21 protein-coding genes are annotated in these 26,773 nt (G+C 72.4%); 10 read left to right on the plus strand and 11 right to left on the minus strand.

Going from position 1 to position 26,773, the window contains the following annotated elements:
* The first annotated feature begins 45 nt into the window (after positions 1-45).
* From ACZ6IM_RS25385 to ACZ6IM_RS25400, 4 genes are all read left to right on the plus strand, one after another.
* Positions 46-447, plus strand: coding sequence for a hypothetical protein (locus ACZ6IM_RS25385; RefSeq protein WP_052840514.1), 402 nt, complete (start codon positions 46-48; stop codon positions 445-447).
* A gap of 105 nt (positions 448-552) precedes the next feature.
* On the plus strand, positions 553-2,697 hold the full coding sequence (locus tag ACZ6IM_RS25390) for a phage holin family protein (protein WP_052840513.1): 2,145 nt from the start codon (positions 553-555) through the stop codon (positions 2,695-2,697).
* An 82-nt stretch (positions 2,698-2,779) separates the two neighbouring features.
* Positions 2,780-4,198 (plus strand): amino acid permease, encoded by a 1,419-nt coding sequence (locus ACZ6IM_RS25395; RefSeq protein ID WP_052840512.1) that lies wholly within the window; start codon positions 2,780-2,782, stop codon positions 4,196-4,198.
* Positions 4,199-4,342: 144 nt separating this feature from the next.
* A complete protein-coding gene (locus ACZ6IM_RS25400; RefSeq protein ID WP_003972448.1) occupies positions 4,343-4,768 on the plus strand; it encodes an OsmC family protein in 426 nt (141 codons plus the stop codon).
* A gap of 74 nt (positions 4,769-4,842) precedes the next feature.
* Here ACZ6IM_RS25400 and ACZ6IM_RS25405 read toward each other — a convergent pair whose 3' ends face one another.
* The gene (locus ACZ6IM_RS25405) at positions 4,843-6,018 is read right to left on the minus strand and encodes a hypothetical protein (protein WP_469559299.1); all 1,176 of its coding nucleotides are present in this window, start codon (positions 6,016-6,018) and stop codon (positions 4,843-4,845) included.
* Positions 6,019-6,213: 195 nt separating this feature from the next.
* Between ACZ6IM_RS25405 and ACZ6IM_RS25410 the strand changes: the two genes are divergently transcribed.
* On the plus strand, positions 6,214-6,699 hold the full coding sequence (locus ACZ6IM_RS25410) for a SigE family RNA polymerase sigma factor (protein WP_052840510.1): 486 nt from the start codon (positions 6,214-6,216) through the stop codon (positions 6,697-6,699).
* Complete coding sequence (locus tag ACZ6IM_RS25415) at positions 6,696-7,505, plus strand: hypothetical protein (protein ID WP_469559303.1); 810 nt, start codon at positions 6,696-6,698, stop codon at positions 7,503-7,505. The genes ACZ6IM_RS25410 and ACZ6IM_RS25415 overlap by 4 nt, the downstream gene beginning before the upstream one ends.
* A gap of 9 nt (positions 7,506-7,514) precedes the next feature.
* On the opposite strand, the gene narI is transcribed toward ACZ6IM_RS25415, so the two are convergent.
* From narI to ACZ6IM_RS25445, 6 genes are all read right to left on the minus strand, one after another.
* Positions 7,515-8,237 (minus strand): respiratory nitrate reductase subunit gamma, encoded by a 723-nt coding sequence (gene narI, locus ACZ6IM_RS25420; protein ID WP_469559306.1) that lies wholly within the window; start codon positions 8,235-8,237, stop codon positions 7,515-7,517.
* Positions 8,234-8,728: a nitrate reductase molybdenum cofactor assembly chaperone gene (gene narJ, locus ACZ6IM_RS25425; RefSeq protein ID WP_052840507.1), complete on the minus strand. Its 495-nt coding sequence runs from the start codon at positions 8,726-8,728 to the stop codon at positions 8,234-8,236. Before narJ ends, narI begins: the two co-directional genes overlap by 4 nt.
* Before the next feature lie 4 nt (positions 8,729-8,732).
* A complete protein-coding gene (narH, locus tag ACZ6IM_RS25430; protein ID WP_469559309.1) occupies positions 8,733-10,328 on the minus strand; it encodes a nitrate reductase subunit beta in 1,596 nt (531 codons plus the stop codon).
* The gene (locus ACZ6IM_RS25435) at positions 10,328-14,023 is read right to left on the minus strand and encodes a nitrate reductase subunit alpha (protein ID WP_052840505.1); all 3,696 of its coding nucleotides are present in this window, start codon (positions 14,021-14,023) and stop codon (positions 10,328-10,330) included. Before ACZ6IM_RS25435 ends, narH begins: the two co-directional genes overlap by 1 nt.
* 152 nt (positions 14,024-14,175) lie before the next feature.
* Positions 14,176-14,985, minus strand: coding sequence for an SAM-dependent methyltransferase (locus tag ACZ6IM_RS25440; protein ID WP_469559313.1), 810 nt, complete (start codon positions 14,983-14,985; stop codon positions 14,176-14,178).
* Positions 14,986-15,049: 64 nt separating this feature from the next.
* Complete coding sequence (locus ACZ6IM_RS25445) at positions 15,050-15,913, minus strand: helix-turn-helix domain-containing protein (protein ID WP_052840503.1); 864 nt, start codon at positions 15,911-15,913, stop codon at positions 15,050-15,052.
* A gap of 229 nt (positions 15,914-16,142) precedes the next feature.
* On the opposite strand from ACZ6IM_RS25445, the gene ACZ6IM_RS25450 reads away from it, so the two are divergent.
* Positions 16,143-16,568, plus strand: a complete 426-nt coding sequence (locus ACZ6IM_RS25450) for a hypothetical protein (RefSeq protein ID WP_052840502.1) — start codon at positions 16,143-16,145, stop codon at positions 16,566-16,568.
* Here ACZ6IM_RS25450 and ACZ6IM_RS25455 read toward each other — a convergent pair.
* On the minus strand, positions 16,550-17,368 hold the full coding sequence (locus tag ACZ6IM_RS25455) for a helix-turn-helix domain-containing protein (RefSeq protein ID WP_469559318.1): 819 nt from the start codon (positions 17,366-17,368) through the stop codon (positions 16,550-16,552). The genes ACZ6IM_RS25450 and ACZ6IM_RS25455 overlap by 19 nt on opposite strands.
* Before the next feature lie 120 nt (positions 17,369-17,488).
* Here ACZ6IM_RS25455 and ACZ6IM_RS25460 point away from each other — a divergent pair, with 120 nt between their 5' ends.
* From ACZ6IM_RS25460 to ACZ6IM_RS25470, 3 genes are read left to right on the plus strand one after another with little or no spacing between them, the layout of a single operon-like run.
* Positions 17,489-17,794 (plus strand): 4a-hydroxytetrahydrobiopterin dehydratase, encoded by a 306-nt coding sequence (locus ACZ6IM_RS25460; protein WP_052840500.1) that lies wholly within the window; start codon positions 17,489-17,491, stop codon positions 17,792-17,794.
* Positions 17,795-17,798: 4 nt separating this feature from the next.
* Positions 17,799-18,578: a class I SAM-dependent methyltransferase gene (locus ACZ6IM_RS25465; protein ID WP_052840499.1), complete on the plus strand. Its 780-nt coding sequence runs from the start codon at positions 17,799-17,801 to the stop codon at positions 18,576-18,578.
* Between the two features lie 37 nt (positions 18,579-18,615).
* A complete protein-coding gene (locus ACZ6IM_RS25470) occupies positions 18,616-20,511 on the plus strand; it encodes a rhamnogalacturonan lyase (protein ID WP_469559322.1) in 1,896 nt (631 codons plus the stop codon).
* Between the two features lie 3 nt (positions 20,512-20,514).
* Here the strand turns inward: ACZ6IM_RS25470 and ACZ6IM_RS25475 are convergent, their stop codons facing one another.
* The 3 genes from ACZ6IM_RS25475 to ACZ6IM_RS25485 form a co-directional block, all read right to left on the minus strand.
* Positions 20,515-20,760: a hypothetical protein gene (locus ACZ6IM_RS25475; protein ID WP_052840497.1), complete on the minus strand. Its 246-nt coding sequence runs from the start codon at positions 20,758-20,760 to the stop codon at positions 20,515-20,517.
* A gap of 138 nt (positions 20,761-20,898) precedes the next feature.
* Entirely contained in the window at positions 20,899-23,562 is a 2,664-nt protein-coding gene (locus ACZ6IM_RS25480) for a cellulose binding domain-containing protein (protein WP_469559325.1), read from the minus strand.
* Positions 23,563-23,811: 249 nt separating this feature from the next.
* Positions 23,812-26,733 carry a glycoside hydrolase family 48 protein gene (locus tag ACZ6IM_RS25485; RefSeq protein ID WP_469559328.1) on the minus strand — a complete coding sequence of 974 codons (2,922 nt, stop codon included), beginning with the start codon at positions 26,731-26,733 and terminating at the stop codon, positions 23,812-23,814.
* Positions 26,734-26,773 lie beyond the last annotated feature (40 nt).

A 26,773-nucleotide genomic window follows, 5' to 3' on the forward strand; every position in this document is an offset into this window, starting at 1 on the left:
GTCGGCGGCGAAAACGGGAGGTGACGGGAGGTGAGGGGGGACACCATGGGGCCGGTGCGGGTGACGGCGATCGCGAGTCTGACGCCATTGGAACAGCTGGACGACGACCCCTTCCTGGTCGACTCCCGCAGCCAGCACGCGATGTGCGCCCGGTGGGCCGCGGAGCAGGGCTACGTCGTCGCCAGACAGCTGCTGGTGCGCGGACTGCGGCACGACCACGACGCCCTGTGGGACGGAGTGCGCCCCGGGCAGGACCTGTTCGTGGCGCCCAGCCGCCGGGTGCTGGAGAGCGCGCTGTCCTGCGTCGACGACTTCACCGCGGAGTGCGCCCGGCGCGGCGTCCGCGTCGAGACCGTCGGCCGCGCGGAGCCGTCCTACGACGCCCGGATGAAGGCGTGCGTCCACCGCAGGCTGTCGATGCCGACCGCCGGGTACGACGGCCGCTGACGCCGCTGCGGGGTGTGAACCGGACCCGGGGGGACAAACGGGTGCTCCGGAGCGTTGTGGCAGGGTGGGGAAGGCCCGCACGGACGACGGGCCGGGACGTGAGGTGTGCGGAGCGTGGGTGGAGGGCGTTGGCGCCGGGTCGCCAGTCAGATCGGCCGGAGTGTCACGGTGTGGGCCGTCTCCACCGTCACCATGCTCGTGCTCGCCGGGATCCTGCCGGACTTCCGGCTCCAGTCGCCCGACGGGGACAGCGCGACCGACATCGCCATGACCGCCGCGGTCGGCGCCGGAGCCTTCGGCCTGCTCTCGGCCCTGGTCTGGCCGCTCATGGTCCGTCTGCTGCTGCTGGTGCCGGCCCTCGTCCTCGGCCTGCTGGTCTTCTTCCTCAACGGCGGGCTGCTGCTGCTCGCGATCGACGTCAATCCGGCCGGACGCGGCGGTGTCGCCCCCGAGACGGCGGTCGTGGTGGCCGCCGTGATGTCCGCCGTCGCCTCCGCCACCGGCGGTGCCCTGGCCGTGCGCGACGACGACGCCTACCGGCGCCGTCTCTACCGCCTGGCCGACCGCCGCCGCAGATCCGGCCCGCCCTGCCCGGCCGGTCCCGGCACCGTCTTCCTGCAACTGGACGGCGTCGGCCACGACATCCTGCGGGACGCCGTCGACCGCGGTGCCATGCCCACCGTCGCCCGCTGGCTCGGCCGCGACGGCGGCTCCGCGACCCACCGGCTCGCCCCCTGGCGCACCGACTGGTCCAGCCAGACCGGCGCCAGCCAGCTCGGCATCCTGCACGGCAGCAACCACGACGTCCCCGCCTTCCGCTGGTACGAGAAGGACAGCGGCGAGGTCATGGTCTGCAACCGCCCCACCAGCGCCGCCGAACTCCAGTACCGAGCCGTGCGGCGTACCGGCGACGGCGGACTGCTCAGCCTCGACGGCGCCAGCCGCGGCAACCTGTTCGGCGGCGGCGCCGACGAACAGGCCCTGGTGCTGTCCATAGCCACCCGCCGCCGCAGCCGCGAGACCCGGTCCAGATCCGGCTACTTCGCCTACTTCTCCGACCCCGCCAACGCCGTGCGCACCGCGATGTCCTTCGTCGCCGAGGTGTGCCGGGAGATCGCCGAGTCCACCCGCGCCCGCGTCCACAAGGTCCGCCCGCGCGTGTCCCGCGGCGGTCTCTACCCCTTCGTGCGCGCCTTCGCGACCGTCGTCGAACGCGACGTGGTCGTCGCCGCGGTGATGGGCGACATGCTCGCCGGCCGTACCGCCGTCTACGCCGACCTGGTGGCCTACGACGAGGTCGCGCACCACTCCGGTCCGGGCGGCCGGGACGCGGCCAAGGTCCTCGGGCGGCTCGACCGGGCCCTCGCCCTGATCGAGAAGGTCGCCGAGCACGCCCCCCGCTCGTACCGGATCGTGGTCCTCTCCGACCACGGCCAGAGCCCCGGCGAGACCTTCCGCGCCCGCTACGGCCTGACCCTCGCCGACCTGGTGCGGGCCGGCTGCGGGCTGCCCGTGCCGCGCAGCGCCCGGCGCACCCGCAGCGGCGCCGAGGCGCGCAACACCGTACGGGCCGCCCTGCACCGGCCCGTGGAGGAGGGCGCCGAGCAGCAGCGGCCCGCCGACACCCCCACCGGGCGCCGCTCCGAGCCGATCGTGCTGGCCTCCGGCAACCTGGGCCTGGTCTCCTTCCCGGACGTGCCGCACCGGATGACCCGCGAGGAGATCGACGCCCGCCACCCCGCCCTGCTGCCGACCCTCGCCAACCACCCCGGCATCGGCTTCCTGCTGGTGCGCAGCGAGGAACACGGCGGTGTCGTGCTCGGCGCGCGCGGCACCGAGGTGCCCCTGGACCGGCTCGACGAGGACCCCGGACCGCTCGCGCCCTTCGGTCCCGGCGCCGCCGACGCCGTACGCCGCACGCACTCCTTCCCGCACACCGCCGACATCATGGTCAACTCCTTCCACGACCCGGCCGACGGCGAGGTCCTCGCCTTCGAGGAGCAGATCGGCTCGCACGGCGGACTCGGCGGCGCCCAGTCGCGCGCCTTCCTGCTGTCGCCCGTCGTCCTGTCCGCGCCGGTCGACGAGGGGGCGGAGATCGTCGGCGCCGAGCAGGTCCACCGGGTGCTGCGCCGCTGGCTGCGCGAGTCCAACGGCCCCCAGGTGCCCGTGGACGATTCGCGGCCGAACGTCGCGGACAGTGCACCTTTTCCCGTCACGGAGGGGTTCGTACAGGACAAAAGCGCCTGATTTGGAACGACGCGGGACCCTGCCCGACCATGGGCGCGTCCGGCGATCCCGGGCACCCGTTCCATGAGAGGCGCACCACCCCATGCACGTCACCGGGACCGTCCCCCCACCGGCTCCGGAACCGCAGGCGATCCCCGCGGCCCCCGACCACCCCGCTCCCGCCGGCCCCGCACCCGGCAACGGCCGGCACGCCCGCCGCTTCGGGCTGCCCGTCGCCACCGCCCTGGTCATGGGCAACATCATCGGCGGCGGCATCTTCCTGCTCCCGGCCTCCGTCGCCCCCTTCGGCACCATCAGCCTGCTCGCCTTCGGCGTCCTGACCGTCGGCGCCATCGCGCTGGCCCTGGTCTTCGGCCGCCTCGCCGCCCGCCACCCGCGTACCGGCGGCCCCTACGTCTACGCCCGCGAGGCCTTCGGGGACTTCGCCGGATTCCTCGCCGCCTGGGCGTACTGGATCACCACCTGGGTGTCCAACGCGGCCCTCGCCGTCGCCGCCGTCGGCTACCTCGACGTCCTGATCCCGGTGAACGACCACCGCTGGACGGCGTGCCTGGCCGCACTGGTCATCCAGTGGCTGCCCGCGCTCGCCAACTTCGCCGGCACCCGCTGGGTGGGTGCCGTCCAGCTGGTGTCCACCGTGCTGAAGTTCGCGCCGCTGCTGCTCGTCGCGGTCGGCGGGCTGTTCTTCTTCGACCCGGACAACCTCGGCCCGTTCAACGCGACCGGCTCCAGCGGCATCGGCGCGGTCTCCGCCGCCGCCGCGATCCTGCTCTTCTCCTACCTCGGCGTGGAGTCCGCCGCCGTCAGCGCCGGCGAGGTCGAGGACCCCCGCCGCACGGTCGGCCGGGCCACGGTCATCGGCACCGCGGGCGCCGCCCTCGTCTATCTGCTGGGCACCCTCTCGGTCTTCGGCACCGTCGCCCACGACCGCCTGGTCACCTCGGACGCTCCCTTCTCCGACGCCGTGAACGCCATGTTCGGCGCCGCCTGGGGAGGCTGGGCCGTCGCCCTGGCCGCCCTGGTCTCGATGACCGGCTGCCTCAACGGCTGGACCCTGCTCAGCGCCCAGACCCCGTACGCGGCCGCCCGGGACGGCCTCTTCCCGGCCGCGTTCGCGCGCAAGCGGCGCGGTGTCCCGACGACCGGCGTCGGCGTCACCGTCGTCCTCGCCTCCCTGCTCACCGTCTACAACTACACGTCCGGCTCGGCGAAGGTCTTCGAGGTCCTGGTCCTGGTCACCACCTTCACCGCCACCGTGCCATACCTGCTGGCCACCGCCGCCCAGATCTTCCACCTGGTCTCCGGACAGGGCGAGAAGGTCGACCGGGCGCGACTGGTGCGGGACGGTGTGATCGCGGCGGTCGCGGCGGCCTTCTCCCTGTGGCTGGTCGCCGGCGCCGGCTACGCGGCGGTCTACCAGGGCGTGCTGTTCCTCTTCGCGGGCGTGCTCGTGTACGCGGTGATGGCGGCCCGCGGGCGGCGCGCGAGCACGCCTACCTGATTCCGCGGGGCGCGCAGCTGCCGTTCACCGCCCGAGGGCCGGTCTTCCGAGTGAGCTGCGCCGTAGTGTGATCGGATGGGGTTGGGGACCCGGACACGGGCTCCCACCACCCCGGTACAGCAAGCGAATTCGAGAGGACCCGCCGTGGCAACCACGCGCTCCGCACACACCGTCTGGGAAGGCAACCTGCTCGAGGGCAACGGTGTCGTCACCTTCGACTCGTCCGGCATCGGCGAGCAGCCGGTGTCGTGGCCGTCGCGCGCCGAGCAGGCGAACGGCAAGACCAGCCCGGAAGAGCTGATCGCCGCCGCCCACTCCAGCTGCTTCTCCATGGCGCTGTCGCACGGCCTGGCCGGCGCCGGCACCCCGCCCACCAAGCTCACCACCTCCGCCGACGTCACCTTCCAGCCCGGCGAGGGCATCAAGGGCATCCACCTCACCGTGGAGGGCACCGTCCCCGGCCTGGACAACGACGCCTTCGTCGCCGCCGCCGAGGACGCCAAGAAGAACTGCCCGGTCAGCCAGGCCCTGACCGGCACGACGATCACCCTGTCGGCCAAGCTCGCCTGACCTCGGCGCCCCGCGCCCTCCAGCACGCGCACGTGCCGTGCCGGAGGGCGCGGCCTGTCCGGCGCGGCCGGGAGTCAGCGCCCGCCGGTCAGCAGCAACGGGCGGGGAAGGCCCGCCCCCTGGTCGTAGCCGACGGCGGTGACGCCCCGTGGGGTCCAGGCCACCGCGGTCAGGTACCGGCTGCCGTCCGTACCGCCCGGTGGCACGGAGGGCTGCGACCAGCGGCCATCGCGCAGCCGCATCACGTATGGTGTGCCGTCCGGCTGTTCCCCGGTGACCGCCACTCCGTCGGGTGCGAGGGCCAGGTCGTTCACGCGACCGGCGTCGGCGGGCGCGGCCACCTGCTTCCAGGAGCGGCCGTCCCAGTGCGCGAGCAGCGCGTGCCCCGTGTCGTCCTCGTCGTTCAGCTTCCGCCCCGCCGCCCAGACGTCGTTCGCGCCGCGGGCCTCCAGGTCGACGAGTTCGCCGTTGACCCCGTCGTAGGGGACCGGTACGCGGGACCAGGACGTGCCGTCGTAGTGCAGCATCGCGGGCCGGTCGTCCGAGGTGTAACCGGAGACCCACACGTCGTCGTCGGCGAGGGCGGTGACGGAATACGTCCACAGCGAGGTGGCGTCCGGTACGGGCACGATGTGCCACGCCTCCCCGTCCCAGTGCTGGACCATCGCCTCGGCGTGCGTCTCCTGGATCATCCCCCCGGGCTTGTCGGGATCGGGTACCTCGCTGTCGATGACGATGAGCCAGCCGACCGCCCACACGTCGTCCGAGGCCCGCGCCGACACGTCCAGCAGCCCGCCGCCGGCGAGCCGCGTCCCCTCGGGCGCCGGCGCGTCGACCACCCGCCACTCGGAGCCGTCCCAGTGCTGGGTGAGGAAGACGCCCCGGGGCTCCTCGTACGCGCCGACCATCCACGCCTCGTCCTCGGACATCGCGTCGATCGCGCTGACCTGGTTGGACCGGTCGGCGAACCCCCGCATCGGGATCTCCCGCCAGGACTTCTCGCCGTCGTCGTGGGCGAGCAGCAGCGGCGTCCTGCGCTCGACCTTGCCCTCCCGGCCGACCCGGACCCCGTAGGCCCAGGTGGTGTCGCCGTCCACCCTGGTGACTCCGGTCAGCGCCGCGTCGCCCACCCGCGTCAGGTCCGCGGCGGACCACCGGGCGTCGGCGTGCGCCGTGGCGGCCGGCACGGTGACCGCGGCCAGGGCCAGGGCCACGGCGGCGGTTCTCGTTCGTAGGCGTGTTCCACTCATACTGGGCTCTCCCGCTGCGTTCTCGGTGTCCGACGTCTGCACTCCTTCTCAATGCGGTGGTGGGGGCAGGACGTTGCGGCGTCCGCCGCCTTTTTCGCTCCCCGATTCGTTGCCCCGGGCCGCAACCAGGAGGGCGGGCCACCGCACTTGAACGGTGAGACCGTCCGCGCGGGCGGGTGGGGAAAGGGGGGCGGGGTGGACCGCGGTGAGGACGCGCTGCACGACTTCGTCCGTGACAGACGCCTGGCGCTCTTCAGGAGCGCCTACCTGATGTGCGGCAACCGCCACGAGGCGGAGGACCTGGTGCAGACGACCTTGGTCAAGGTGGTGCTCGGCTGGCGGCGCCTGCAGAAGCTGGACAACGTCGAGGCGTACGCCCGCAAGACGCTGTTCCACACCTTCATCGAGGGCAGACGCCGGTTCTGGCGGCGTGAGCACGCGTACGGGGAACTGCCCGAACGGGCCGCTCCCGAGTCCGACTCGGAGACCGGGATGGTGGTGCGGGAGGCGCTGGCCCGCCTCACACCGCGGCAGCGGGCGGTGCTGGTGCTGCGTTACTGGGAGGACCAGAGCGTCGAGGCGACCGCCGCGGTGCTCGGAATGCGGGAGAACACGGTGAAGAGCCACACGGCCCGCGGGCTGGCGGCTCTCCGTGACCAGGTGGGGAAGGAGTTCGTATGAGTGACGCCAGGGACGACGAGGTGCGCGACCTGCTCGCCCGGGCCGCGGAGGGGGCCGGCGGTCCCTCGTTCGGCACGGCGGCGGTGTTCGCCCAGGCGGCCGGAGTGCGCCGCAGGCGCCGCGCGGTGCTGGCCGGCGGCGCGCTGGCCGTCACGGCCGGCGCGCTGTTCACCGTGGCCGCCCTGCCCTCGGGCGGGACGGACCGGGCTGCCGCGGCGGCCTCCCCTTCAGCTCCGTCGGCGCACACCGCGCTGACCGGTGGCTCCGGACGGGAGCAGCGGCTCGCGGGGCTGCTGCCCGCCGACGCCGGGGAGGTCGAGGAGATCTCCATGGCCGTGCTGCTGAAGGACGCGGATCTGGACGCCGCCACCGGCGGGGAGTCCCAGGGCGCCCTGGACGGCTGGTACGCCGTCCGCCGGGGAGACGGCGTCGGCTACCTCGGGGTCGCCCTGCACGACCAGAGGTACCTGGAGGCCAAGTTCTCCGAGGAGCGGGGTCCTGCCCACGACCTCTGCGGGCCGAGGCCGACCGAGCCCCCGCGCGCCGACTGCGTGCGCGAGGAACTGGCCGGCGGCCGGGTGCTGACCATCTGGCGGCAGCCGCTGGAGCGGACCGAGGACAGCCCGGAGTGGGGCGAGGAACTCACCGGCCGGCTCGTGCTCCCCGACGGCCGGGCCCTGTTCGTCCGCGACAGCGCCGGTTACCGCGGCCACGGACAGCTCGGCCCGCTGCTGCGGACCCCGCCCCTGACCCGTGAGCAGCTCCGCGCCCTGATGCTGCGACCGGAACTGGTGGCCGGGAGGTAGCCGCGGGGGTCAGGAGCCCGCGCGCTCCCAGCCCCGCCGGTCCGGGCGCGGCCCCAGCTGCCTGGGGTCGCGCGACCGGTAGACCACGTACGGCCGGGTCAGGTACTGCAGGGGCGCGCTGAACATGTGCACCAGCCGGGTGTAGGGCACCAGGGCGATCAGCACCATCCCGACCACCGCGTGCACGTGGTACAGCACCGGCACGCCCTCCATCAGCTCCGTCCTCGGGTTCAGCGTGAACAGACTGCGCGACCAGGGGGCGATGGTGCTCCGGTAGTCGTAGCCGTTGCCCGAGGTGTCGGACAGCTTGGCGATCATGCCCAGGAGCAGGGCGCCGAGCAGGAAGACGTACATGACCTTGTCGTTGGCCGTGGTGGCCCGGAAGACCGGCGCGTTGGTGCGGCGCCGGTAGACCAGGATGCCGATCCCGGCGACCGCGAGGATCCCGGCGAGGGTGCCGCCGTAGAGCGAGAACAGGTGGTACGCGTGCTCGTCGACGCCGATCGCGTGCGTCCAGGACGCCGGGACGAACAGGCCGATCAGATGGCCGGCGAGCACGAAGAGGATGCCGTAGTGGAACACCGGCGAGGCGATGTTGAGCAGCTTCGACTCGTAGACCTGCGAGGAACGGGTCGTCCAGCCGAAGCGGTCGTAGCGGTGCCGCCAGACCAGGCCCGCGATCAGCAGCGCGAAGGCGGCGTAGGGCAGCACGCCCCACAGGAAGACGTTCATCGGCGGGCTCCGGTGGGTGCGGGCGGCAGCGTGGCGCACACGGCGTCCAGGACGCACGCGTAGGGCGTGCCGAAGGCGGTGAGCCGGGAGCGCAGCTGGTCGAGGGCGTCGCGGTGCTCGGTGAGCATGGTCATGTCCCCGGTACGGGAGACGAACTCCAGCACCGCCGGGAGGAAGTCCGGCAGTTCCTCGCCGGTGAACTCCAGGCCGTGCGCGCGGTACAGCTCCTTGAAGCGGACCAGGGACATGCCGCGGTTGCGGGTGTCGCCGTCGGTCCACCAGCTCAGGTACAGGCTGTGCCGGTTCCTGAAGTCGAAGACCTCCACGTAGTGCGCCTGGAGCGCGCCCTGCTCGGTCACCGCCGCGTGGTCGGTGAAGCGGCGCAGTTGCGGCGCCGCCTCGCGCAGCAGGGGCAGCCGGGCGCGGAAGTCGTCGTCGGGATACGTCAGACAGAGCGCCGCCGCCTGGTACAGCACCTCGAAGCCGGGCATCGGATCAGACCTCCCTCTCGTCGTCCGCGGTCTGCCGCCTGCGCAGGATGTGGAAGTTCTCCACCGGCACCAGCGGCAGCCGCTTGCGTCCCGAGTCCTGGCCGAAGGGCCCGTCGCCGCCCATGCCCGGCCCGCCGTCGGTGTCGAGGCTGCACGTGTCCGGCAGGGCCGACGCCTCCAGCCGGTGCGCGTCCCCGACGGCCGCCGTCGGGATCACGTACCGCTCCTCGTACTTGGCGATCGCCAGCAGCCGGTACATCTCCTCGACCTCCTCGGGGCGCATGCCGACACCCGCGCAGACGGCCGGGTCCGGGTCCTCGCCCAGGTTCACCGACCGCATGTGGGCGCGCATCGCCGCGAGCTTCTCCAGCGACGCCCGCACCGGCCCGGTGTCACCGGCCGTGAACAGCTCGGCCAGGTACTCCAGCGGAATGCGCAGCGTGTCGATCGCGCCGAACAGGTTGTCCGCGTCCTCGCCGTCGTGCCCGGTCTCCGTCAGCGCGTCCACCACCGGCGACAGCGGCGGGATGTACCAGACCATCGGCATCGTGCGGTACTCAGGATGCAGGGGCAGCGCCACCCGGTACCTGCTGACCAGCGCGTGCACGGGGGAGCGCCGGGCCGCCTCGATCCAGTCGAACGGGATCCCGGCCTCCTCGGCGGCCCGCCGCACCTCCGGGTCCTGCGGGTCGAGGAAGACACCCAACTGCGCTTCGTACAGGTCGCGTTCGTTTGGTGTCTCGGCGGCCTCGGTCACCTTGTCGGCGTCGTAGAGGACGACTCCCAGGTACCTGAGCCGCCCGACGCAGGTCTCCGAGCAGACCGTGGGCTGGCCCACCTCGATGCGGGGGTAGCAGAAGGTGCACTTCTCGGCCTTGCCGGTGCGGTGGTTGAAGTACACCTTCTTGTACGGGCAGCCGGTCACGCACATCCGCCAGCCCCGGCAGCGGTCCTGGTCGACCAGGACGATGCCGTCCTCGACGCGCTTGTACATCGCCCCCGACGGGCACGACGCGACGCACGAGGGGTTCAGGCAGTGCTCGCAGATCCGCGGCAGGTAGAACATGAAGGTCTCTTCGTAGGCGAACCGCACCTTCTCCGAGGCCTGCTGCCGGGTGCGCTCCACCATCGGGTCCAGGTCGCCGTAGGCGGGGGCGCCGCCCAGGCTGTCGTCCCAGTTCGAGGACCAGCCGATCTTCATCGGCTTGCCGTCGAGCTGCGAGACGGGCCGGGCGACGGGGTAGTCGGTGCCGAGCGGGGCGTCGGTGAGGTTCTTGTAGTCGTACGTCCAGGGCTCGTAGTAGTCCTTGATCTCCGGCAGGCGCGGGTTGGAGAAGATCCCGGCGAGCTTCCTGAACCGGCCGCCGGCCTTCAGCCTCAGCGCGCCGCGCCGGTTCAGCTCCCAGCCGCCCCGCCACCTCTCCTGGTCCTCGTAGCGGCGCGGGTAGCCCTGTCCGGGGCGGGTCTCGACGTTGTTGAACCAGACGTACTCCATGCCCCGCCGGTTGGTCCACGCCTGCTTGCAGGTGACCGAACAGGTATGGCAGCCGATGCACTTGTCGAGGTTCATGACCATCGCGACCTGGGCCATCGGGCGCATCAGTACTCGACCTCCTGGGAACGGCGACGGATCACGGTCACCTCGTCGCGCTGGTTGCCCGTCGGGCCCAGATAGTTGAACGCCCAGGACAACTGGGCGTAGCCGCCGATCAGATGGGTCGGCTTGAGGAGCAGGCGGGTGAGCGAGTTGTGGACGCCGCCGCGCCTGCCGGTCGTCTCGGCGAGCGGCACGTTGACCGTGCGTTCCTGGGCGTGGTGCATGAAGACCGTGCCCGGCGGCATCCGGTGCGAGACGATCGCGCGGGCCACGACCACGCCGTTGCGGTTGACCGCCTCGATCCAGTCGTCGTCCGCGACCCCGATCGCGGCCGCGTCCTCGGCGGACATCCAGATGGTCTGGCCGCCCCGGGACAGGGCCAGCATGAACAGGTTGTCCTGGTACTCGGAGTGGATGGACCACTTGTTGTGCGGGGTGAGGTAGCGGACCGTCACCTCGCGGTGCCCGTCGGGGCCGAGCCGGGGTTCGCCGAACAGCCGGTGCATGTCCAGCGGTGGCCGGTACACCGGCAGCGCCTCGCCCAGCTCGTGCATCCAGTCGTGGTCGACGAAGAAGTGCTGCCGCCCGGTGAGGGTGTGCCAGGGCTTGAGGTGCTCGGTGTTGAGCGTGAACGCCGTGTAGCGGCGCCCGCCCGCCTCACTGCCCGACCACTCCGGCGAGGTGATCACCGGCACGGGCGCCGCCTGGGTGTCGGCGTAGGTGATCCGCTTGCCCTCGTGCTCGGCGGCCAGGTGGGCCATCTCCTGCCCGGTCTTCGCCTCCAGGGTGCGAAAGCCCTGGGTGGCCAGGCGGCCGTTGGTGGTGCCGGACAGCGACAGGATGGTGTTGGCCGCCTTCACCGCCGTGTCCAGCGCCGGACGCCCGTCGGCCGGGCCGCCGCGCACGGTGCCGTTCAGGTCCCGCAGCCGCGCCACCTCCTCGTCCGGCTTCAGCGTGATGCCCTTGGCGGGCAGGCCCTTGGCCTCCACCAGCGGCCCGAGCGCGGCGAACTTCGCGCCGATCGCCGTGTAGTCGCGCTCGACGACGACGAGGTTCGGCATGGTCTTCCCGGGCACCGGCTCGCACTCCCCGCGCCGCCAGTCCCGTACGACGCCGCCCGGCTGGGCGATCTCGCCGGGCGTGTCGTGCTGGAGCGGCGCGGCCACCAGGTCCTTGCGGACCCCGAGGTGGTCCACGGCCAGCTCGCTCACCTTCTCCGCGAGGAGCTTGAAGGTGTCGAAGTCGGTGCGCGCCTGCCACGGCGGGTTCACCGCCGGGGAGAAGGCGTGCACGTAGGGGTGCATGTCCGTGCTGGACAGGTCGTGCTTCTCGTACCAGGTCGCGGCGGGCAGCACCACGTCCGAGAGCAGCGTCGAGGAGGTGTGCCGGAAGTCCAGCGACAGCAGCAGGTCGAGCTTCCCCTCGGGTGCCTCCCCGTGCCAGACCACGTCCCGGGGCCGCTCGCCGGGCGCCGCCTCCTCGGCCCGCAGCGAGGACTGGGTGCCCAGCAGGTGCTTGGTGAAGTACTCGGCGCCCTTGCCGGACGAGCCGAGCAGGTTGGCCCGCCACAGGGTGACGACGCGCGGCCAGTTCCGCGGCGCGTCCGGGTCCTCGCCGGCGAACCTGAGCGTTCCCGCCCGCAGTTCGGCCACCGCGCTCGCCACCGGGTCGCCGAAGGTCTCGCCCAGCTCCAGCGGGTTGCGGTCGAAGGTCGGGTACGAGGGCATCCAGCCCGTGCGCGCCGACAGGGCGAGGCAGTCCGCGCCCGCCATCCCCGCGAGCCGCCCCTCGCCCAGCGGTGAGGCGAGGACGTCGGCGTGGAAGCGGTCGTAGCGCCACTGGTCGGTGTGCAGGTACCAGTACCCGGTGCCGATCGCCTGGCGGGGTGGCCGGGACCAGTCCGACGCGGCGGCCAGCGTCGCCCAGCCGGTCACGGGGCGGCACTTCTCCTGGCCGACGTAGTGCGCCCAGCCGCCGCCGTTGCGGCCCTGGCAGCCGGTGAGCTGGAGCAGGGCCAGGAAGGCCCGGTAGATCGTCTCGGAGTGGAACCAGTGGTTGGTGCCCGCGCCCATCAGGATCATGCAGCGGCCCTTGGACCGCTCCGCCGTCCGCGCGAACTCGCGGGCGATCCGCACACAGGCCGCCGCCGGGACCGAGGTGTGCGTCTCCTGCCAGGCGGGGGTCGCGGGCGCGTCGGCGTCCTCGTACGACGCCGGCCAGTCGCCCGGCAGGTCCGGCCGGGCCACGCCGTACTGGGCGAGGAGCAGGTCGAACACCGTGGTCACCAGCGGCCCGGTCGCCCCGCCGAGCCGCGTCGCCGGCACTCCCCGGCGCAGCACGTCGCCGCGGCCCTGCCCGTGCGTGCCGCCCTCGGTGTCGAAGCGGGGGAGCAGCACCTCCACGCCCGATGCCATCTCGTGGCCGTGCAGGCTCAGCCGGGGGCGTACGTCACCCAGGTCCAGGTTCCACTTTCCCCGGTCGGCCTCGTTCCAGCGAAAGCCCAGCGAGCCGTTCGGGACCACCGCGCGGCCCGTCGCGCCGTCCAGGACGACCGTCTTCCACTGGGCGTCGTCACCGCCCTGCCCCAGGTCGGCGGCGCGCAGGAACTTGCCCGGGACGAACGCCCCGTCCCGCTCGGTCAGCGTCACCAGGAACGGCAGGTCGGTGAAGCGCCGCACGTAGTCGTCGAAGAAGGGGGTCTCGCGGTCGACGAAGAACTCCTTGAGCACCACGTGCCCCATCGCCATCGCCAGCGCGGCGTCCGTCCCGGGGTGCGGGTGCAGCCACTGGTCGGCGAACTTGGTGTTGTCGGCGTAGTCGGGCGAGACCACGACCACCTTCTGGCCCCGGTAGCGTGCCTCCGCCATCCAGTGCGCGTCCGGCGTACGGGTCACCGGCACGTTCGTGCCCCACATGATCAGGTACGCGGCGTCCCACCAGTCGCCCGACTCCGGCACGTCCGTCTGGTCGCCGAAGACCTGCGGGGAGGCCACGGGCAGGTCGGCGTACCAGTCGTAGAACGACAGCATCGGGGCGCCGATCAGCGAGTGGAAGCGGGCGCCGGCCGCGTGCGACACCATCGACATCGCGGGGATGGGGGAGAAGCCCGCGATGCGGTCGGGGCCCCACGTGCGGATGGTGTGCACATGGGCCGCGGCCACCATCTCGACCGCCTCGTCCCAGCTCGCCCGGACCAGACCGCCCTTGCCGCGCGCCCGCTGGTAACGCCCGCGGCGCTCCGGATCGCCCTGGACGTCGGCCCAGGCCAGCACCGGGTCCGTCAGCCGGGCCTTCGCCTCCCGGTACATCTCCAGGAGCACCCCGCGCACGTAGGGGTAGCGCACCCGGGTCGGCGAGTAGGTGTACCAGGAGAAGGCCGCGCCGCGGGGGCAGCCGCGCGGCTCGTACTCGGGGCGGTCCGGGCCGACCGACGGATAGTCCGTGGCCTGGGTCTCCCAGGTGATGATGCCGTCCTTGACGAACACGTTCCACCGGCACGAACCCGTGCAGTTCACGCCGTGCGTGGAGGTCACGACCTTGTCGTGGCTCCAGCGGTCCCGGTAGAAGGCGTCCGACTCCCGCCCGCCGACCAGCCCGATGCTGTGCAGGTCGGGCGCGGCGGTGCCCGGCCGGAAGAACCGTCCCGCCCGCAGCAGCGCCGCGCCCGGCTCGGTGGGCGGTGTCCGCGTGTCGGTCACGTGCGCTCCCTTGGCTCACCGGTCCCTGGTGCTCGCCAGGCCCTGGTTCCCGAACCTAGGGGCGGGCCCGGGAGCGCACCTGTTCGCGGCGCCCGTACGGGTCAGGGGGCGGGCGACCGGAGGTCAGGGGGAGGGGATGCGCACCGTGCCGGTCAGGGCTTGCGCGCCACCCCCGCGTACACCGGCACGATGCCCTCCGCCTGGGCCGCCACGTCCTCCGGCTCCGGCCGCCAGCCGGTGACCGGGATGATGCCGGGGCCCAGCAGCTCCAGGCCGTCGAAGAAGCGGGCGAACTCGGTCAGGGAGCGCGGGTGGAAAGGGGTGCCGCTGCGGGCGAACAGCTCCGCGGCCTTCCCCACCGCCTCCGGGTTCAGGTCGGGCGTGACCTGGGAGAGGACCAGGAAGCTGCCCGGTGCCAGCACGTCGGTGTACCGCTTGAGCAGGCCGTGCACGTCGTCGCCCTCGGCCGCGTCGCCGAGGTAGTGGGTCAGGGCCACCAGCGACAGCGCGACGGGCCGGTCGAAGTCCAGGGACTCGCCCGCCAGCCGCAGGATCAGGTCCGGGTCCCGGACGTCCGCGTGGACGTAGTCGGTCGCGCCCTCCGCCGAGCCGTGCAGCAGCGCCTCCGCGTGCCTGAGGACGATCGGGTCGTTGTCGGCGTAGACGATCCGGGACTCCGCGGCCACCGCCTGGGCCACCTGGTGCAGGTTCGGCTCGGTGGGGATGCCGGTGCCTATGTCCAGGAACTGGCGGATCCCGGCCTCGGCGAGGGTACGGACCGCCCGGTGCATGAACCGCCGGTTCGCCCGCGCCCCGCGCACCGCCGTGCTGTCCGCCGCGAGGATCCTGCGGGCCAGCTCCTCGTCCACCGGGTAGTTGTCCTTGCCGCCCAGCCACCAGTCGTAGACCCGGGCCGGGTGCGGGCGGCTGGTGTCGAGGGGCGCGGGCTCGGATCCGGTCATGCGGTGTCGTCTCCTCAGGGGCTGCGTGGCGGGCCGTCCGGGGTTGCCCGGCGGGTCGTCGCGGTCAGAAGTTCTCGCGGTACGCGCGCAGGATCTTCTCGGTGCGCTGGGTCGAGGCGGCGCGCGCCGTCATGTGGTCCAGCACCTCGAGGTGCGCCGAGACCTCGGTGCGGGAGTCCAGGTACAGGGCTCCCGTCAGGTACTCGGTGAAGACCATGTCGGGCAGCTCGGGCTCCGCGAACCGGAACAGGGTGAACGGTGCGTACGTCCCCGGGTGCGGCCCGTCCTCGAACTCGGCGACCTGGAGCGTCACCCGGTCCCGGCCGGCGAACTCCAGCAGCTTGTCGAGCTGCTCGCGCATCACCCGGCCGTGGATGCTCACCGGCCGCTTCAGCACCGTCTCGTCCATCACCACCCACAGGTGGGGCGGGTCCGGGCGCTCGAGGAGGCGCTGCCGCTCCATGCGCAGGGACACGTGCCGCTCCACCGCGTCCCCGCCCGCGTTGCCGATGGTCCCGGCCTCCAGGACCGAGCGCGCGTAGTCCTCGGTCTGCAGCAGGCCCGGGACGAAGTGCGGCTCGTAGGAGCGGACGATCCGCGCGGCGCCCTCCAGGCTCACGTACAGGCTGAACCAGTCCGGCAGCACGTCGTGGTACCGCTGCCACCAGCCCGGCTGGTTCGCCTCCTCGGCGAGTGCGACGAACGCGGCGACCTCGTCACCGGCGACTCCGTACGCCGTCAGCAGTATCTGGACATACGGTATTTTCAGCGCGACCTCGGCCATCTCCATGCGCCGCACCGTCGCCGGGGCCACCCGGAGCACCTTGGCGGCCTCCTCGCGCTTGAGGCCCGCCGTCTCCCGCAGTTCCTGCAGCCGTCTGCCGAGGACCACCTGGCCCACGGTGGGTGCGGCCCGCCGCTCGCTCACGCCACGCCTCCCCAACGCGCCCAAGTCTCACCGCAGTCTGTCATGTTCCTCTGTCAGTCTCACAGGGGTGTTCGTGGATCATTCGTGTACCGGACGCATTACCCGCCGGGTAATCGACCGCGCCCCTGCCGGGCGGGATCGTGGAGCCACCGGGTTCCGGACCGGCGCACTCCGGCCCGGGACCCGGCCGACACCCCAGCATGTCCGACCCGACGGAGGCTGACTCGTCATGTCCACGCACCAGCTGGCCGCACTCGCCCGTACGGCCGAGCCGCGGCTGATGCTCCGCCGCTTCCTCGCCCTCGACGCGGCGGTGACCGGCGCCAACGCGCTCGCCTACCTCGCGCTCTCCGGCCCGCTCGGCGACTACCTCGGCGCCGGCTCCGGGCTGCTCCTCGCCCTCGGCGCCTTCCTCGCGGTCTACGCCGGGTGCGTGGGCCTGCTGGCGGCCCGCCCCCGGCCCCGGCCGCTCGCCGTCCGGGCCGTCGTCGAGGCCAACCTGGCCTGGGCGGCCGTCAGCTTCGTCGCGCTCGCCCTCTGGCTCACGCCGACCACGGCCGGAGTGGTGTGGACGGTGCTCCAGGCCGCCGTCGTCACCGGCTTCGCCCTGCTCCAGTACGGCGCCCTGAGGCAGGGTCAGGACAGCAGCGAGTGAAGGTACTCGACCGTCGCCGAGTCGGCCGGGAGCAGCGTCTCGATGGCCAGCTCGGCGACCGTCACGTCCATCGGGGTGTTGAAGGTGGAGATGGACGAGATGAACGACAGGACGTGGCCCTCGTGCTCGATCCGCATCGGCAGCGCGAAGTACGGCACCGGCTCGTCGGGCTCGCCGGCCGGCCTGGTCTCCGGCACCGGATACGCCACCACCTCGTCGTACAGCTCCCGCAGCGGCCGCGAGCGGTGCAGGGCGATCTGCCGCTGCATCTGCTCCAGCAGGTGCCCGCGCCATTCGCGCAGATTGCGGATGCGCGGCGCCAGCCCCTCCGGGTGCAGCGTCAGCCGGATCGCGTTCAGCGGCGGCGCGAGCAGGTGCTCCGCGACGCCGCCCATCAGCATCGCGATCCCCCGGTTGGCCGCCAGCACCTGGTACGTCGCGTCGACGACCAGCGCCGGATACGGCTCGTAGCCCCGGATCAGCCGCTCCATGCCCTCGCGCAGGGCACCCAGCGCGGGGTCGTCCAAGGGGGTTTCCGGGTAGCGCGGGGCGTAACCGGCCGCGAGCAGCAGCGCGTTGCGCTCACGCACGGGGACGTCCAGGTGCTCGGCGAGGCGCAGCACCATCTCCTCGCTCGGCCGGGAACGGCCCGTCTCGACGAAACTGATGTGCCGGGCGGAGGAATCGGCGCGCAGCGCCAGCTCCAGCTGGCTGACCCGCCGCCGCTCCCGCCAGGCGCGCAGCATCGGCCCCACCCCCCGGTCGGTGGCGGGGGCGGTGCCGGACACGAGTGCGGTCATACGCAGCACGGTAGTCGACGCCGGGCCGCGCCGGAGCGGCCGCGCTGTGGCAGGCTGAAGCGCGTCCGCCCGTCGAGAGCGCATCCGTCCGTCGAGCCCACCAGCGAAGGAGCCCAGCACATGCCCGTCGAACCGCTGTCGCCGCAGGAGCTCGAGGAACGGCTCGCCGGACTGCCCGGCTGGTCCCTCGACGCCGGCCGCCTCACCCGCTCCTACCGGCTCGGCTCGCACTTCGCGGCGACCGCGATGGTCGTCCACATCGCCCAGGTGCAGGAGGAGCTGGACCACCACTCCGACCTGACCCTCGGGTACAACACGGTCGCCCTCGCCGTGCACACCCACAGTGCGGGCGGCGCCGTCACCGAGAAGGACGTCGAGCTCGCCCGCAGGGTGGAGGACCTGGCCGCCGGTCACGGGGCACACTGACGATGTGCTCGACTACGACAAGGAAGCGGAACGGTACGACGACTCGCGCGGCGGCGAGCCCCGGGCCGCGGCGGCCGCCCGGGCCGTGCTGAGCCTGGTGCCGCGACAGGCCCGCAGGCTGCTCGACGTGGCCTGCGGCACCGGCATCGTCACCCGGCGGATCGTGGCCGGACGTGACGGCCTGCGGGTGACCGGCGTCGACCTCGCCCCCGCCATGGCGTGCCGCGCCGCCGCCCGGCTGCCCGGCGCCGTCGTGCTCGCCGACAGCCGCCGACTGCCCTTCGCCGACGGCGAGTTCGACGCGGTGTCCAGTGTGTGGCTGCTGCACCTGGCCGGCGGCGCGGAGAACGTGCGGGCCATCGTCGCCGAGTGCGCCCGCGTGCTGCGGCCCGGCGGTACGTACGTGACCACGGTCGACAAGGGCGCCTCGCACAACGTGGGCAGCGACATCGACGCCGTCCTCGCCACCCGCCCGCCCAGCACCGCGCACGACGCCGCCCAGCTCGTCGAGGCGTACGCCCGCGAGTACGGCCTGGTCCCCTGCGGCCGGGCCCGTTTCACCGGCCACGGCCAGGGCCGCAGCCCCCGCCGCACGATCGCGGACCTGCGGCGCGGCTGGTTCGTCACACTGCCGCCGGGCGAGCCGCTCGCCGAGGAGTTCGCCGCGCGGCTGGCCGCCCTGCCGGACCAGGACCGGCCCCGGCCCGACCCGGTCTTCACCCTCACGGCGTTCAGGAAGTCGGCGGCGAAGGGCGGCAACCCGGCTGCCCCGGGCGGCGACTGAGAGGCGGAATCCGTCCGTCCTCCAGGAGGTCCGACCCGTGAGGCACCCCCACACCGGCTCCCGCAGTCCTCGCAGGCACCGCAGACGCCCCCTCGCCCTGGCCGCGGCCTTCGCCGCCGCCGGGCTCGTGGGCGCGGGCCTGACGACGCTCGCCCCCGACACCGCCGAGGCCGCCACGGCACGCCAGGTCGAGGCCCTGGACCGGGGCGTCGTCAGCGTCCACACCGGCGACGGCAACCTGGTCAGCTGGCGCTGGCTGGGCACCGACCCGGACAACGTCTCCTTCAACGTCTACCGGGCCGGCACCAAGGTCAACTCCAGCCCGGTCACCGGCTCCACCACCTACTTCCACGCCGGAGCCCCCTCCCAGGCCGACTACACCGTCCGCGCGGTCGTGAACGGCACGGAGCAGGGCGACTCCGTCCACGCGATCCAGTTCCGCGCCGGCTACAAGGACGTACCGATCAGCCCGCCGTCCGGCGGCACCACCCCCGACGGCGTCTCCTACACCTACGAGGCCAACGACGCCTCCGTCGGCGACCTCGACGGCGACGGCGCGCTCGACATCGTCCTCAAATGGCAGCCGACCAACGCCAAGGACAACTCCCAGTCCGGATACACCGGCAACACGATCGTCGACGGCGTCAGGCTCGACGGCACCCGCCTGTGGCGCGTCGACCTGGGCCGCAACATCCGCTCCGGCGCCCACTACACCCAGTTCCAGGTGTACGACTACGACGGCGACGGCCGCGCCGAGGTCGCCATGAAGACCGCCGACGGCACCAAGGACGGCACCGGCGCGGTCATCGGCAGCTCCTCGGCCGACCACCGCAACTCCTCCGGCTACGTGCTGTCGGGCCCCGAGTACCTGACGATGTTCAACGGCCAGACCGGCAAGGCCATGGGCACCGTGGACTACGTCCCCGCCCGGGGCTCGGTCTCCTCCTGGGGCGACTCCTACGGCAACCGCGTCGACCGCTTCCTCGCGGGCACGGCGTACCTGGACGGCTCCCGCCCCTCCGTGATCATGGCGCGCGGCTACTACACCCGCACGGTGATCGCGGCCTGGGACTGGCGGGGCGGTCAGTTCACCCGCCGCTGGACCTTCGACACCAACTCCTCGACCAACAGCGGCAAGGGCTACGACGGCCAGGGCAACCACCAGCTCTCCGTCGCGGACGTCGACGGCGACGGCCGGGACGAGATCGTCTACGGCGCGATGGCCGTGGACGACAACGGCAACGCCCTGTGGACCACGCGGAACGGCCACGGCGACGCCATGCACGTCGGCGACTTCGACCCGTCCCGCGCGGGCCTGGAGGAGTTCAAGGTCGACGAGGACGGCTCGAAGCCCTCGTCCTGGATGGCGGACGCGCGCACGGGCCAGATCCTCTGGTCCACCGGCGCGAGCGGCGACAACGGCCGCGGCGTCGCCGCCGACATCTGGTCGGGCAGCGCGGGCGCCGAGTCCTGGTCGTCCGCCGAGAGCGGCATCCGCAACCCCAAGGGCACCGTCGTGCACAGCCGCAAGCCCTCCAGCGCCAACTTCCTGTCCTGGTGGGACGGCGACCCCGTCCGCGAACTCCTCGACGGCACCCACGTCGACAAGTACGGCACCTCCGGCGACACCCGCCTCCTCACCGGCTCCGGCGTCGCGTCCAACAACGGCACGAAGGCCACCCCGGTGCTCGCCGGGGACATCCTCGGCGACTGGCGGGAGGAGGTCGTCTGGCGCACGTCGGACAACACGGCCCTGCGCATCTACTCCACCCCCTACGACACGGACACCCGCATCACCACCCTCCTCCACGACACCCAGTACCGCACCGCCCTGGCCTGGCAGGACACGGCGTACAACCAGCCCCCGCACCCGAGCTTCTTCCTCGGCGCGGGCATGTCCACGGCCCCGAGGCCGTCGGTTTACACGCCCTGATCCTCACGCGGCCTCGTCCACCGGCGGGGGCTTCCCGCCGGTGACCACCGTCCTCACCCACCGCTGCGTCAGCCGCGTCCGGGAGGCGAGCACGTCCACCGGCACGCCCCTCCGGTGCGCGGCGCGCAGGGCGGCGTTGCGCCAGTGCTCGAGTCTTCTCTTGGCGGCCCTGTCCGTGACCGTCCGGTGCAGCAGCACCGCCAGTGCGAGCAGCAGCCGGCCCGCCGGCCCCTCCCAGGTCCGTGCCATGCGACGCCCCCTGTCCTTGCCGAGCACTCTCACTGACACAACGGTCGAAGATGTGCAGCAGGGCCACAAGGGCGCGAAACGGGCGCACTGGTCACGGGGTCGGGAGGGCGCGCCACCGGCTCGCGCCCTCCCGGAGGGTCATGCCCGTTCGCAGGCCTGGTCCTCCCGCGCGAACGAGGGCGGTTCCGCGTTCGCCTCCGACCAGCTCCCCGTGAAGCCGAAGCTCACCGAGGCGCCGGGTGCGACCCCGGCGTTCCAGGAGACGTTCCGCACCGTCACCGCGGTGCCGGACTGGGCGGGTTCGGCGTTCCACATCCGGGTGACCTTCTGGTCGCCGGGGAACGACCAGCCCAGGGACCAGCCGTTCCAGGCCGAGGTGCCGGTGTTGGTCACCCGGACGTCCGCCTGGAAGCCGCCCGGCCACTGGTTCGTGACGGTGTACGTCACCTCGCAGGCACCGGCGGGCTCCGGGTCGGGACCGGTGCCCGGATCGGTGCCCCCGCCGGTGTCCGAGGTGTCGCCGTAGACGACCCCCCGGCCGTTGGTCGCCACGTACACCCGGCCGTAGACCCGCGGGTCGCCGGTGATGGCCGCGCCGGTCCAGCCCCACTGGTGGGCGTCGTCGTTGACCCGGGTCCAGGTCGCGCCCGTGTCGGTGGAGCGGAAGATGCCGCGCACCCCGCCGATCTCCGCGCTGGTGAAGAGGGTCTGGTAGGAGGCGCCCGGGGCCGCCTTGCCGAAGCCGACGGTGTCCGCCGCGCCGACGTTCGCCAGCTTGGTGAAGCTCGCGCCGCCGTCCGTCGAGTGCCACAGCCCGTACGGGCCGTCCGCCGCACCGCCCGCCAGCCAGACGTCGCCCTCCCCGCCCGGCAGCGCCTTGAAGCGGACGCTGTCACCGGCGGGCAGCCCGGTCGCCGCCGACGCGGTGAAGGTGGCGCCGCCGTCCGTGCTGACGTAGAACTTCCCGGACTTGAAGCCGTAGAAGGTCGCGGGGTCCACCCGGTCGGACTCGACGATCGCGCCCGCCGGGATGCCGGCCGACGCCTGCCACGAGGTGCCGAAACCCGTCGTGTACTGGACGCCCGTGCCCTCCGGGCTCCACACGAAGCGGCTGCCGTCCGCGCCCGCCGCGACCGTGCCGCCGCCGCTCACCCCCGACGGGTCGGTACCGCCGAACCAGTTGGCGCCGTTGTCCGTGGAGAACGCCACGTGCGGGCCGGAGTCGAGGTTGCCCGCCCGGACGACGACGTCCGGCTTGGTCCCGGCGAAGTCCAGACTCGTCGTCGAGGTGAAGTTCGGCGAGGTGTACATCATCGACGGGACCTCGGTCAGGCTGGTGTGCCGGAAGCCGCCGATGTCACCCAGGGCGCTGAGCAGCGGGGCGCCCGAAGGGGGTGACGCCAGGTCGTTGACCGCCGTCTCCTCCAGGCCGCGCACCATCGGCTCGATGGTGAAGGTGCCGCCCTGCCGGTCCCACTCGGTCAGGTTCTCCGTGCCGTAGACGGTGGCGCCCGTGCCGTACATCATCCGGTCCGAGTCGAACGGGTCGATCTCCAGCGCCTCCGTCATCCAGCCCAGCTTCGGCGTCTGCTCGGGCGGCGTGGGGTTCGCGCCCCAGGTGAGCCAGGGGGAGGACGACACGTCCATCGTGTAGCGGTTCTCGCGGTCCGGATACGACGTGTAGTTCCAGGCCTGGGTCCACGTGCCGCCGCTGTCCTTCGACCGGAAGATCTGCGTGTCCGGCCACCACGAGCTGTACGCGGTCGCCATCACCGTCCCTGGGCGCTGCCGGTCGACGGTCAGGCCGCTGAAGCCGTAGTAGGTGTCCGCCTCCGCCGCCGGACTGATGTCCGTCCAGGTGCCGGTCGCGGTCGCGTACCGGTACAGCCGGCCCTTGCCGCCGTCGTACGGGCCGCCGGTGTCGCTGTAGGCGAGGTACAGGTAGCCGTTCTCGGCGTCCAGCACGCCCTTGTGGGCCAGATAGCCGGTCGGCTGCCCGGCGAGCCGCTCCCAGCTCGCGCCCGCGTCCGTCGAGCGGTAGACCGCGTTCTCCTTGTCGGCGACGCCGACGTAGATCGTCCCCGTCGCCGTGCCCGCGCCGCCGCCCGTGGACTCGTCGAAGGTGACCCAGGTGATGCCCTGGTTGTCGGAGGCGTAGCCGGACGTGTCGGCCGGGTCCTGCGCGTAATTGCCCGGGTTCGGGAAGGCCGTCACCTCGGACCAGGTGACGCCCGCGTCGGTGGACCGCCACAGGCCGTGCCCGCTGGGCGCGCCCAGGTACAGCACGTCGTTGTCGTGCGGGTCGACGGCCAGGCGCTCGCCCATGCCGCGGCCCGGCATGTTGCCGCCCAGCTTGAACGGCAGATCCGTCTTCTGCCAGCTCGCGCCCCGGTCGGCGGAGCGCAGCACCGCGCCGTTCGTCGGGTCCCAGTCGTTGGTGTACGTGCCGACCGCCGCGTACACCCGGTCGGGGTCGACGGAGTCGGAGGCGACGCTGACCACGCCCGTGTGGCCCCAGTCGTCCCAGCCGACGTGGTCGAGCAGCGGCGTCCAGGTGTGGGAGGACTCCTGCCAGCGGTAGGCGCCGCCGATGTCGGTGCGGGCGTAGGCCAGGTCCTTCTCGGTGCGGTTGAAGACGATGCCGGGGACGAAGCCGCCTCCGTCGATGCGGGCGTTCTTCCAGGTGTAGCTGTCGGCGGCGGCCGCCTTCGGGGCCTGTGCGGCCAGCGCGGTGGGCGGGCTGCCCGCCAGCAGCCCGGCCGCGAGGGCCAGGAGCACGGTGAGGATCCGGGTTCTTCGCACGGTGGGGAACCGTCCTTCCGTCAGGAACAGAACACATGCGAGGACCGGGCGGCCCCGGCGTGGTCGGGGCCGCCCGGTCAGGTGGTCTCGTCGTCCGGTGACAAGACCGTGTACACGGAGCCGTCAGGCGACCGAGGAAGAGGCGGTGCCCACCGCGCCCCGGCAAGGGGCGCGGGGAACTGCGCGACCAGCCACACACGGCCGGCAGCCGAAAACGAACCGCTCAACCCGCGGAGCGCCTCGCGGGGGCTATTCCAGTAGCTCCGCGTACGAACCCATGGCGAGGGCTATGTCCGCCTGGGCCCAGAACCGGTGGTACGTGAACGTGGGCGCGGCGCCGCCCTGGAGGTAGCTCTCGATCTTCGACCAGGCCGGGTCGTCCTGGTAGAAGGAGCGGATCGAGGCGAAGGTCGACGAGGCGTCGACCGTGTCGCCGTTCGGCATGGTGCCGGTCCAGCCGTTCGGGACGTAGACGCCGTCGTCGAACCGGTTGTAGTCGGCGCGGGTCTCCGGGACGGCGATGCCGAGCGCGTCCTGGTTGTTCTCCCACATGCCGTCCAGCAGCGCCTTGGCGGTCGAGGCCGCCTCCGGGTCGCCCGAGCGGTCGGCGTAGTACGTCAGGGTCTTGGCGTACGCGGCCGCCACACCGACGTCGTTGGTGTAGTCGGCGACCGTGACGTGCAGGTCGCCGTTGTCACCCGGGGACGAGGCGTTCCAGGTGTCGGGCTGCCCCGACCACTGGAGCGTCGACGGGATCCGGAAGGTGCCGTCCGGGTTGACGGTCGTCTCCGAGAGGGCCCAGTCGACCCACTTGTCCAGGACCGCCTTGGCGTCGGCGTCACCGCTCTGCTGGTAGTACTCGGCGACCCGCTCCATGGACCACGCCTGGAATCCGAACCACTGGTTGGACGGCGGGTCGTGGTACACCGGCTTCTCGTCGTAGTACATGCCGTAGAAGGTCGGCGTACCGGTCGGCGGCGTCGCGTACCGGCCCGCCCAGCTGTTGGTCGCGCCGCCCGCGATGGCACCCTCGTCGGACTGCAGCCAGCGGTAGAACTCCACCTGCCGGTCCAGGGACTTGGCCCAGTCGGACTGGCCCGTCGCCGACTTGGGCTTCAGGTCGGCGTCGGTGCTCAGGGCGTACGCGGCCAGCGGGTTCTGGTAGCCGCCGTGGGTGTGGCTGGAGCCGATGCGCCAGGCCCAGCCCGCCGAGGTGTCCACCGCGCCGCCCCAGGCGTAGTACCAGGACAGCAGGTAGTGCGAGGAGCCCTTGCCGGTGCCGGCCGGGCAGCTCGACGGCCCCACGCAGTTGCCGACCTTCTTGAAGTACTTGTCGAACATGGCGTAGCGCAGGTAGTCGCCCATCTTCGCGGCCTTGTCGAGGGTCGCGGAGATCTCGTCGCTCTTGCCCTGCTCCCCGGCCCAGATGTCCGCCCAGTACGCGGCCTGCACGGCGCGTGCGTCGGCGTCCGGGGCATTGGTGAACTTCCACTGCTTGGCGTAGGAGGCGTCACCGGTGAACAGGTCCAGGTAGCCGTTCTTGCCGCCGTACTTGAACGCGTCGCAGGTCGGCTGCGGCACCGTCTCCCACACCGACTCCTGCGCGCCGCGCTGGAAGGTGTTGATGTAGGACGGGCCGGTGTCGGAGGGGCCCGCCTCGCACTTGCCGGGCGAGTTGCCGTAGCCGTAGGTGTTGTCGACGTCCTGGAGCCAGTGCATGCCGTACACGTCGTCCGTGCCGTACGCCGACTTCAGCTCACCGGCGATCGGGTCCGCGCCGACCGGCACGGCGCCGTCCAGCGGGGCCGGGTACTCGTTCGGCGTGTCCAGCTCGGGCGCGTAGGTCGCCGGCTTCGAGGCGTTGTAGGAGGAGTTGGTCGGCTGGTCGGCGTGGGTGGGGATCATGTACGTCTCCATGATCTCCCAGGCGTTGTTGAACCTCGACCAGTCGCCGGTCACCTTTCCGTACATGGCCTGGAGCCACAGCAGGTAGCTGTACGCCTCCGACGTGGTCTCGTGGCCGTGGTCCGGCGCCTCGACGATGAGGGTCTCCACCGAGTGGTAGGGGATGCCCTCGGGCGAGAAGTAGCCGCTGGCCGGGTCGGTGATCTTGCCGTAGAGCTCCAGGAAGCGGGCGTCGTAGTCCTTCGCCGCCGCCAGCTGGGTCACGGTGACGGCGGCCTTGCCGTGGCCGGGGGCCGTCGACTCGAAGACCGCCGAGCCGCTGCCGGAGGCGTCCGCCGAGACGGTCACCCGCTGGGCGGTGTCCCAGTTCGACGGGGTGAAGGTGAGGCTCGAACCGCCGGTGAGCGTCAGGCCCGTGTTGCCGCTCGCACGGGAGGTCGTGACGGTCACGTTCGCGGTCGGCTGCTCGGAGAGCTTGACCTCGTACGTGCCCGACTCGCCCTGCTGAACGCCCAGTTGGCCCGGTGACGCGACCACGGTCGGTCCCGCGGCCACCGTGACGCCGACCGGGGTCGAGTCCGCGGAGGCGCCCATGCTGTCGTAGGCCTTCGCCACCAGGGAATGACTGCCCACGGTCAAGCCAGAGGCCGAGTACGTGTAGGGCGAACTGGTGTCGGTGCCCAGCAGTGTGGCGTCGTCGTAGAACTCCACCTTGCTGATCGTGGCGCCGTCGGCGGCGGCCGCCGTGGCCGCCAGCGGCACCGCCTCGCCCTGCGAGTACACGGCGCCCGCCTCGGGGCTGGTCAGCACGGTGATCGGCGGCTGGTGCGCGCCGGTGCAGGAGGTGCCGTTGACGGCGAAGCCGGTCGGCGCGGCGTTGCTGCCGCTGTACGTGAACTGCCCGCCGGTGGAGACGGCTGCCCCGGCGGCGATCCGCGCGTTGTAGGAGGCGTTCTTCACGGTGACGGTCTGCCCGGACTGGGACCAGGTGCCGTTCCAGCCGTTCGTGAGCTTCTGGTTGCCCGCGTAGGAGTAGGTCAGCGTCCAGCCGTCGATGGCGTCCGTGCCGTGGTTGGTCAGCGTCAGCTCCGCGGTGAAGCCGGCGCCCCAGTCGTTGGTCTTGTAGTCCACGCTGCACTGAAGTGCGGCCGCCTGGGCCGGAGTCGAACCTGTGCCCAGCATCGTGAGGGGGAGTGCGAGCGCCGCCAGCGCGGCGGTCCACCATCGCCGCGCGGTGCGGCGTCTGGGTCTGTGTCCTGAGTGCATGGTGCTGGTTCCTCCTTGCGGCTCGGGGAGGGAGTGGGGG

The sequence above is a fragment of the Streptomyces sp. NPDC042336 genome (genome assembly GCF_055581985.1).

What these genes read in the sequence shown, in the direction of transcription:
- ACZ6IM_RS25385 (WP_052840514.1), top strand. Translation starts at nt 46, where the DNA reads ATGGGGCCGGTGCGGGTGACGGCGATCGCGAGTCTGACGCCATTGGAA.
- ACZ6IM_RS25395 (WP_052840512.1), top strand. Translation starts at nt 2,780, where the DNA reads ATGCACGTCACCGGGACCGTCCCCCCACCGGCTCCGGAACCGCAGGCG.
- ACZ6IM_RS25405 (WP_469559299.1), bottom strand. Translation starts at nt 6,018, where the DNA reads ATGAGTGGAACACGCCTACGAACGAGAACCGCCGCCGTGGCCCTGGCC.
- ACZ6IM_RS25415 (WP_469559303.1), top strand. Translation starts at nt 6,696, where the DNA reads ATGAGTGACGCCAGGGACGACGAGGTGCGCGACCTGCTCGCCCGGGCC.
- narI (WP_469559306.1), bottom strand. Translation starts at nt 8,237, where the DNA reads ATGAACGTCTTCCTGTGGGGCGTGCTGCCCTACGCCGCCTTCGCGCTG.
- narJ (WP_052840507.1), bottom strand. Translation starts at nt 8,728, where the DNA reads ATGCCCGGCTTCGAGGTGCTGTACCAGGCGGCGGCGCTCTGTCTGACG.
- narH (WP_469559309.1), bottom strand. Translation starts at nt 10,328, where the DNA reads ATGCGCCCGATGGCCCAGGTCGCGATGGTCATGAACCTCGACAAGTGC.
- ACZ6IM_RS25440 (WP_469559313.1), bottom strand. Translation starts at nt 14,985, where the DNA reads ATGACCGGATCCGAGCCCGCGCCCCTCGACACCAGCCGCCCGCACCCG.
- ACZ6IM_RS25450 (WP_052840502.1), top strand. Translation starts at nt 16,143, where the DNA reads ATGTCCACGCACCAGCTGGCCGCACTCGCCCGTACGGCCGAGCCGCGG.
- ACZ6IM_RS25455 (WP_469559318.1), bottom strand. Translation starts at nt 17,368, where the DNA reads ATGACCGCACTCGTGTCCGGCACCGCCCCCGCCACCGACCGGGGGGTG.
- ACZ6IM_RS25460 (WP_052840500.1), top strand. Translation starts at nt 17,489, where the DNA reads ATGCCCGTCGAACCGCTGTCGCCGCAGGAGCTCGAGGAACGGCTCGCC.
- ACZ6IM_RS25475 (WP_052840497.1), bottom strand. Translation starts at nt 20,760, where the DNA reads ATGGCACGGACCTGGGAGGGGCCGGCGGGCCGGCTGCTGCTCGCACTG.
- ACZ6IM_RS25485 (WP_469559328.1), bottom strand. Translation starts at nt 26,733, where the DNA reads ATGCACTCAGGACACAGACCCAGACGCCGCACCGCGCGGCGATGGTGG.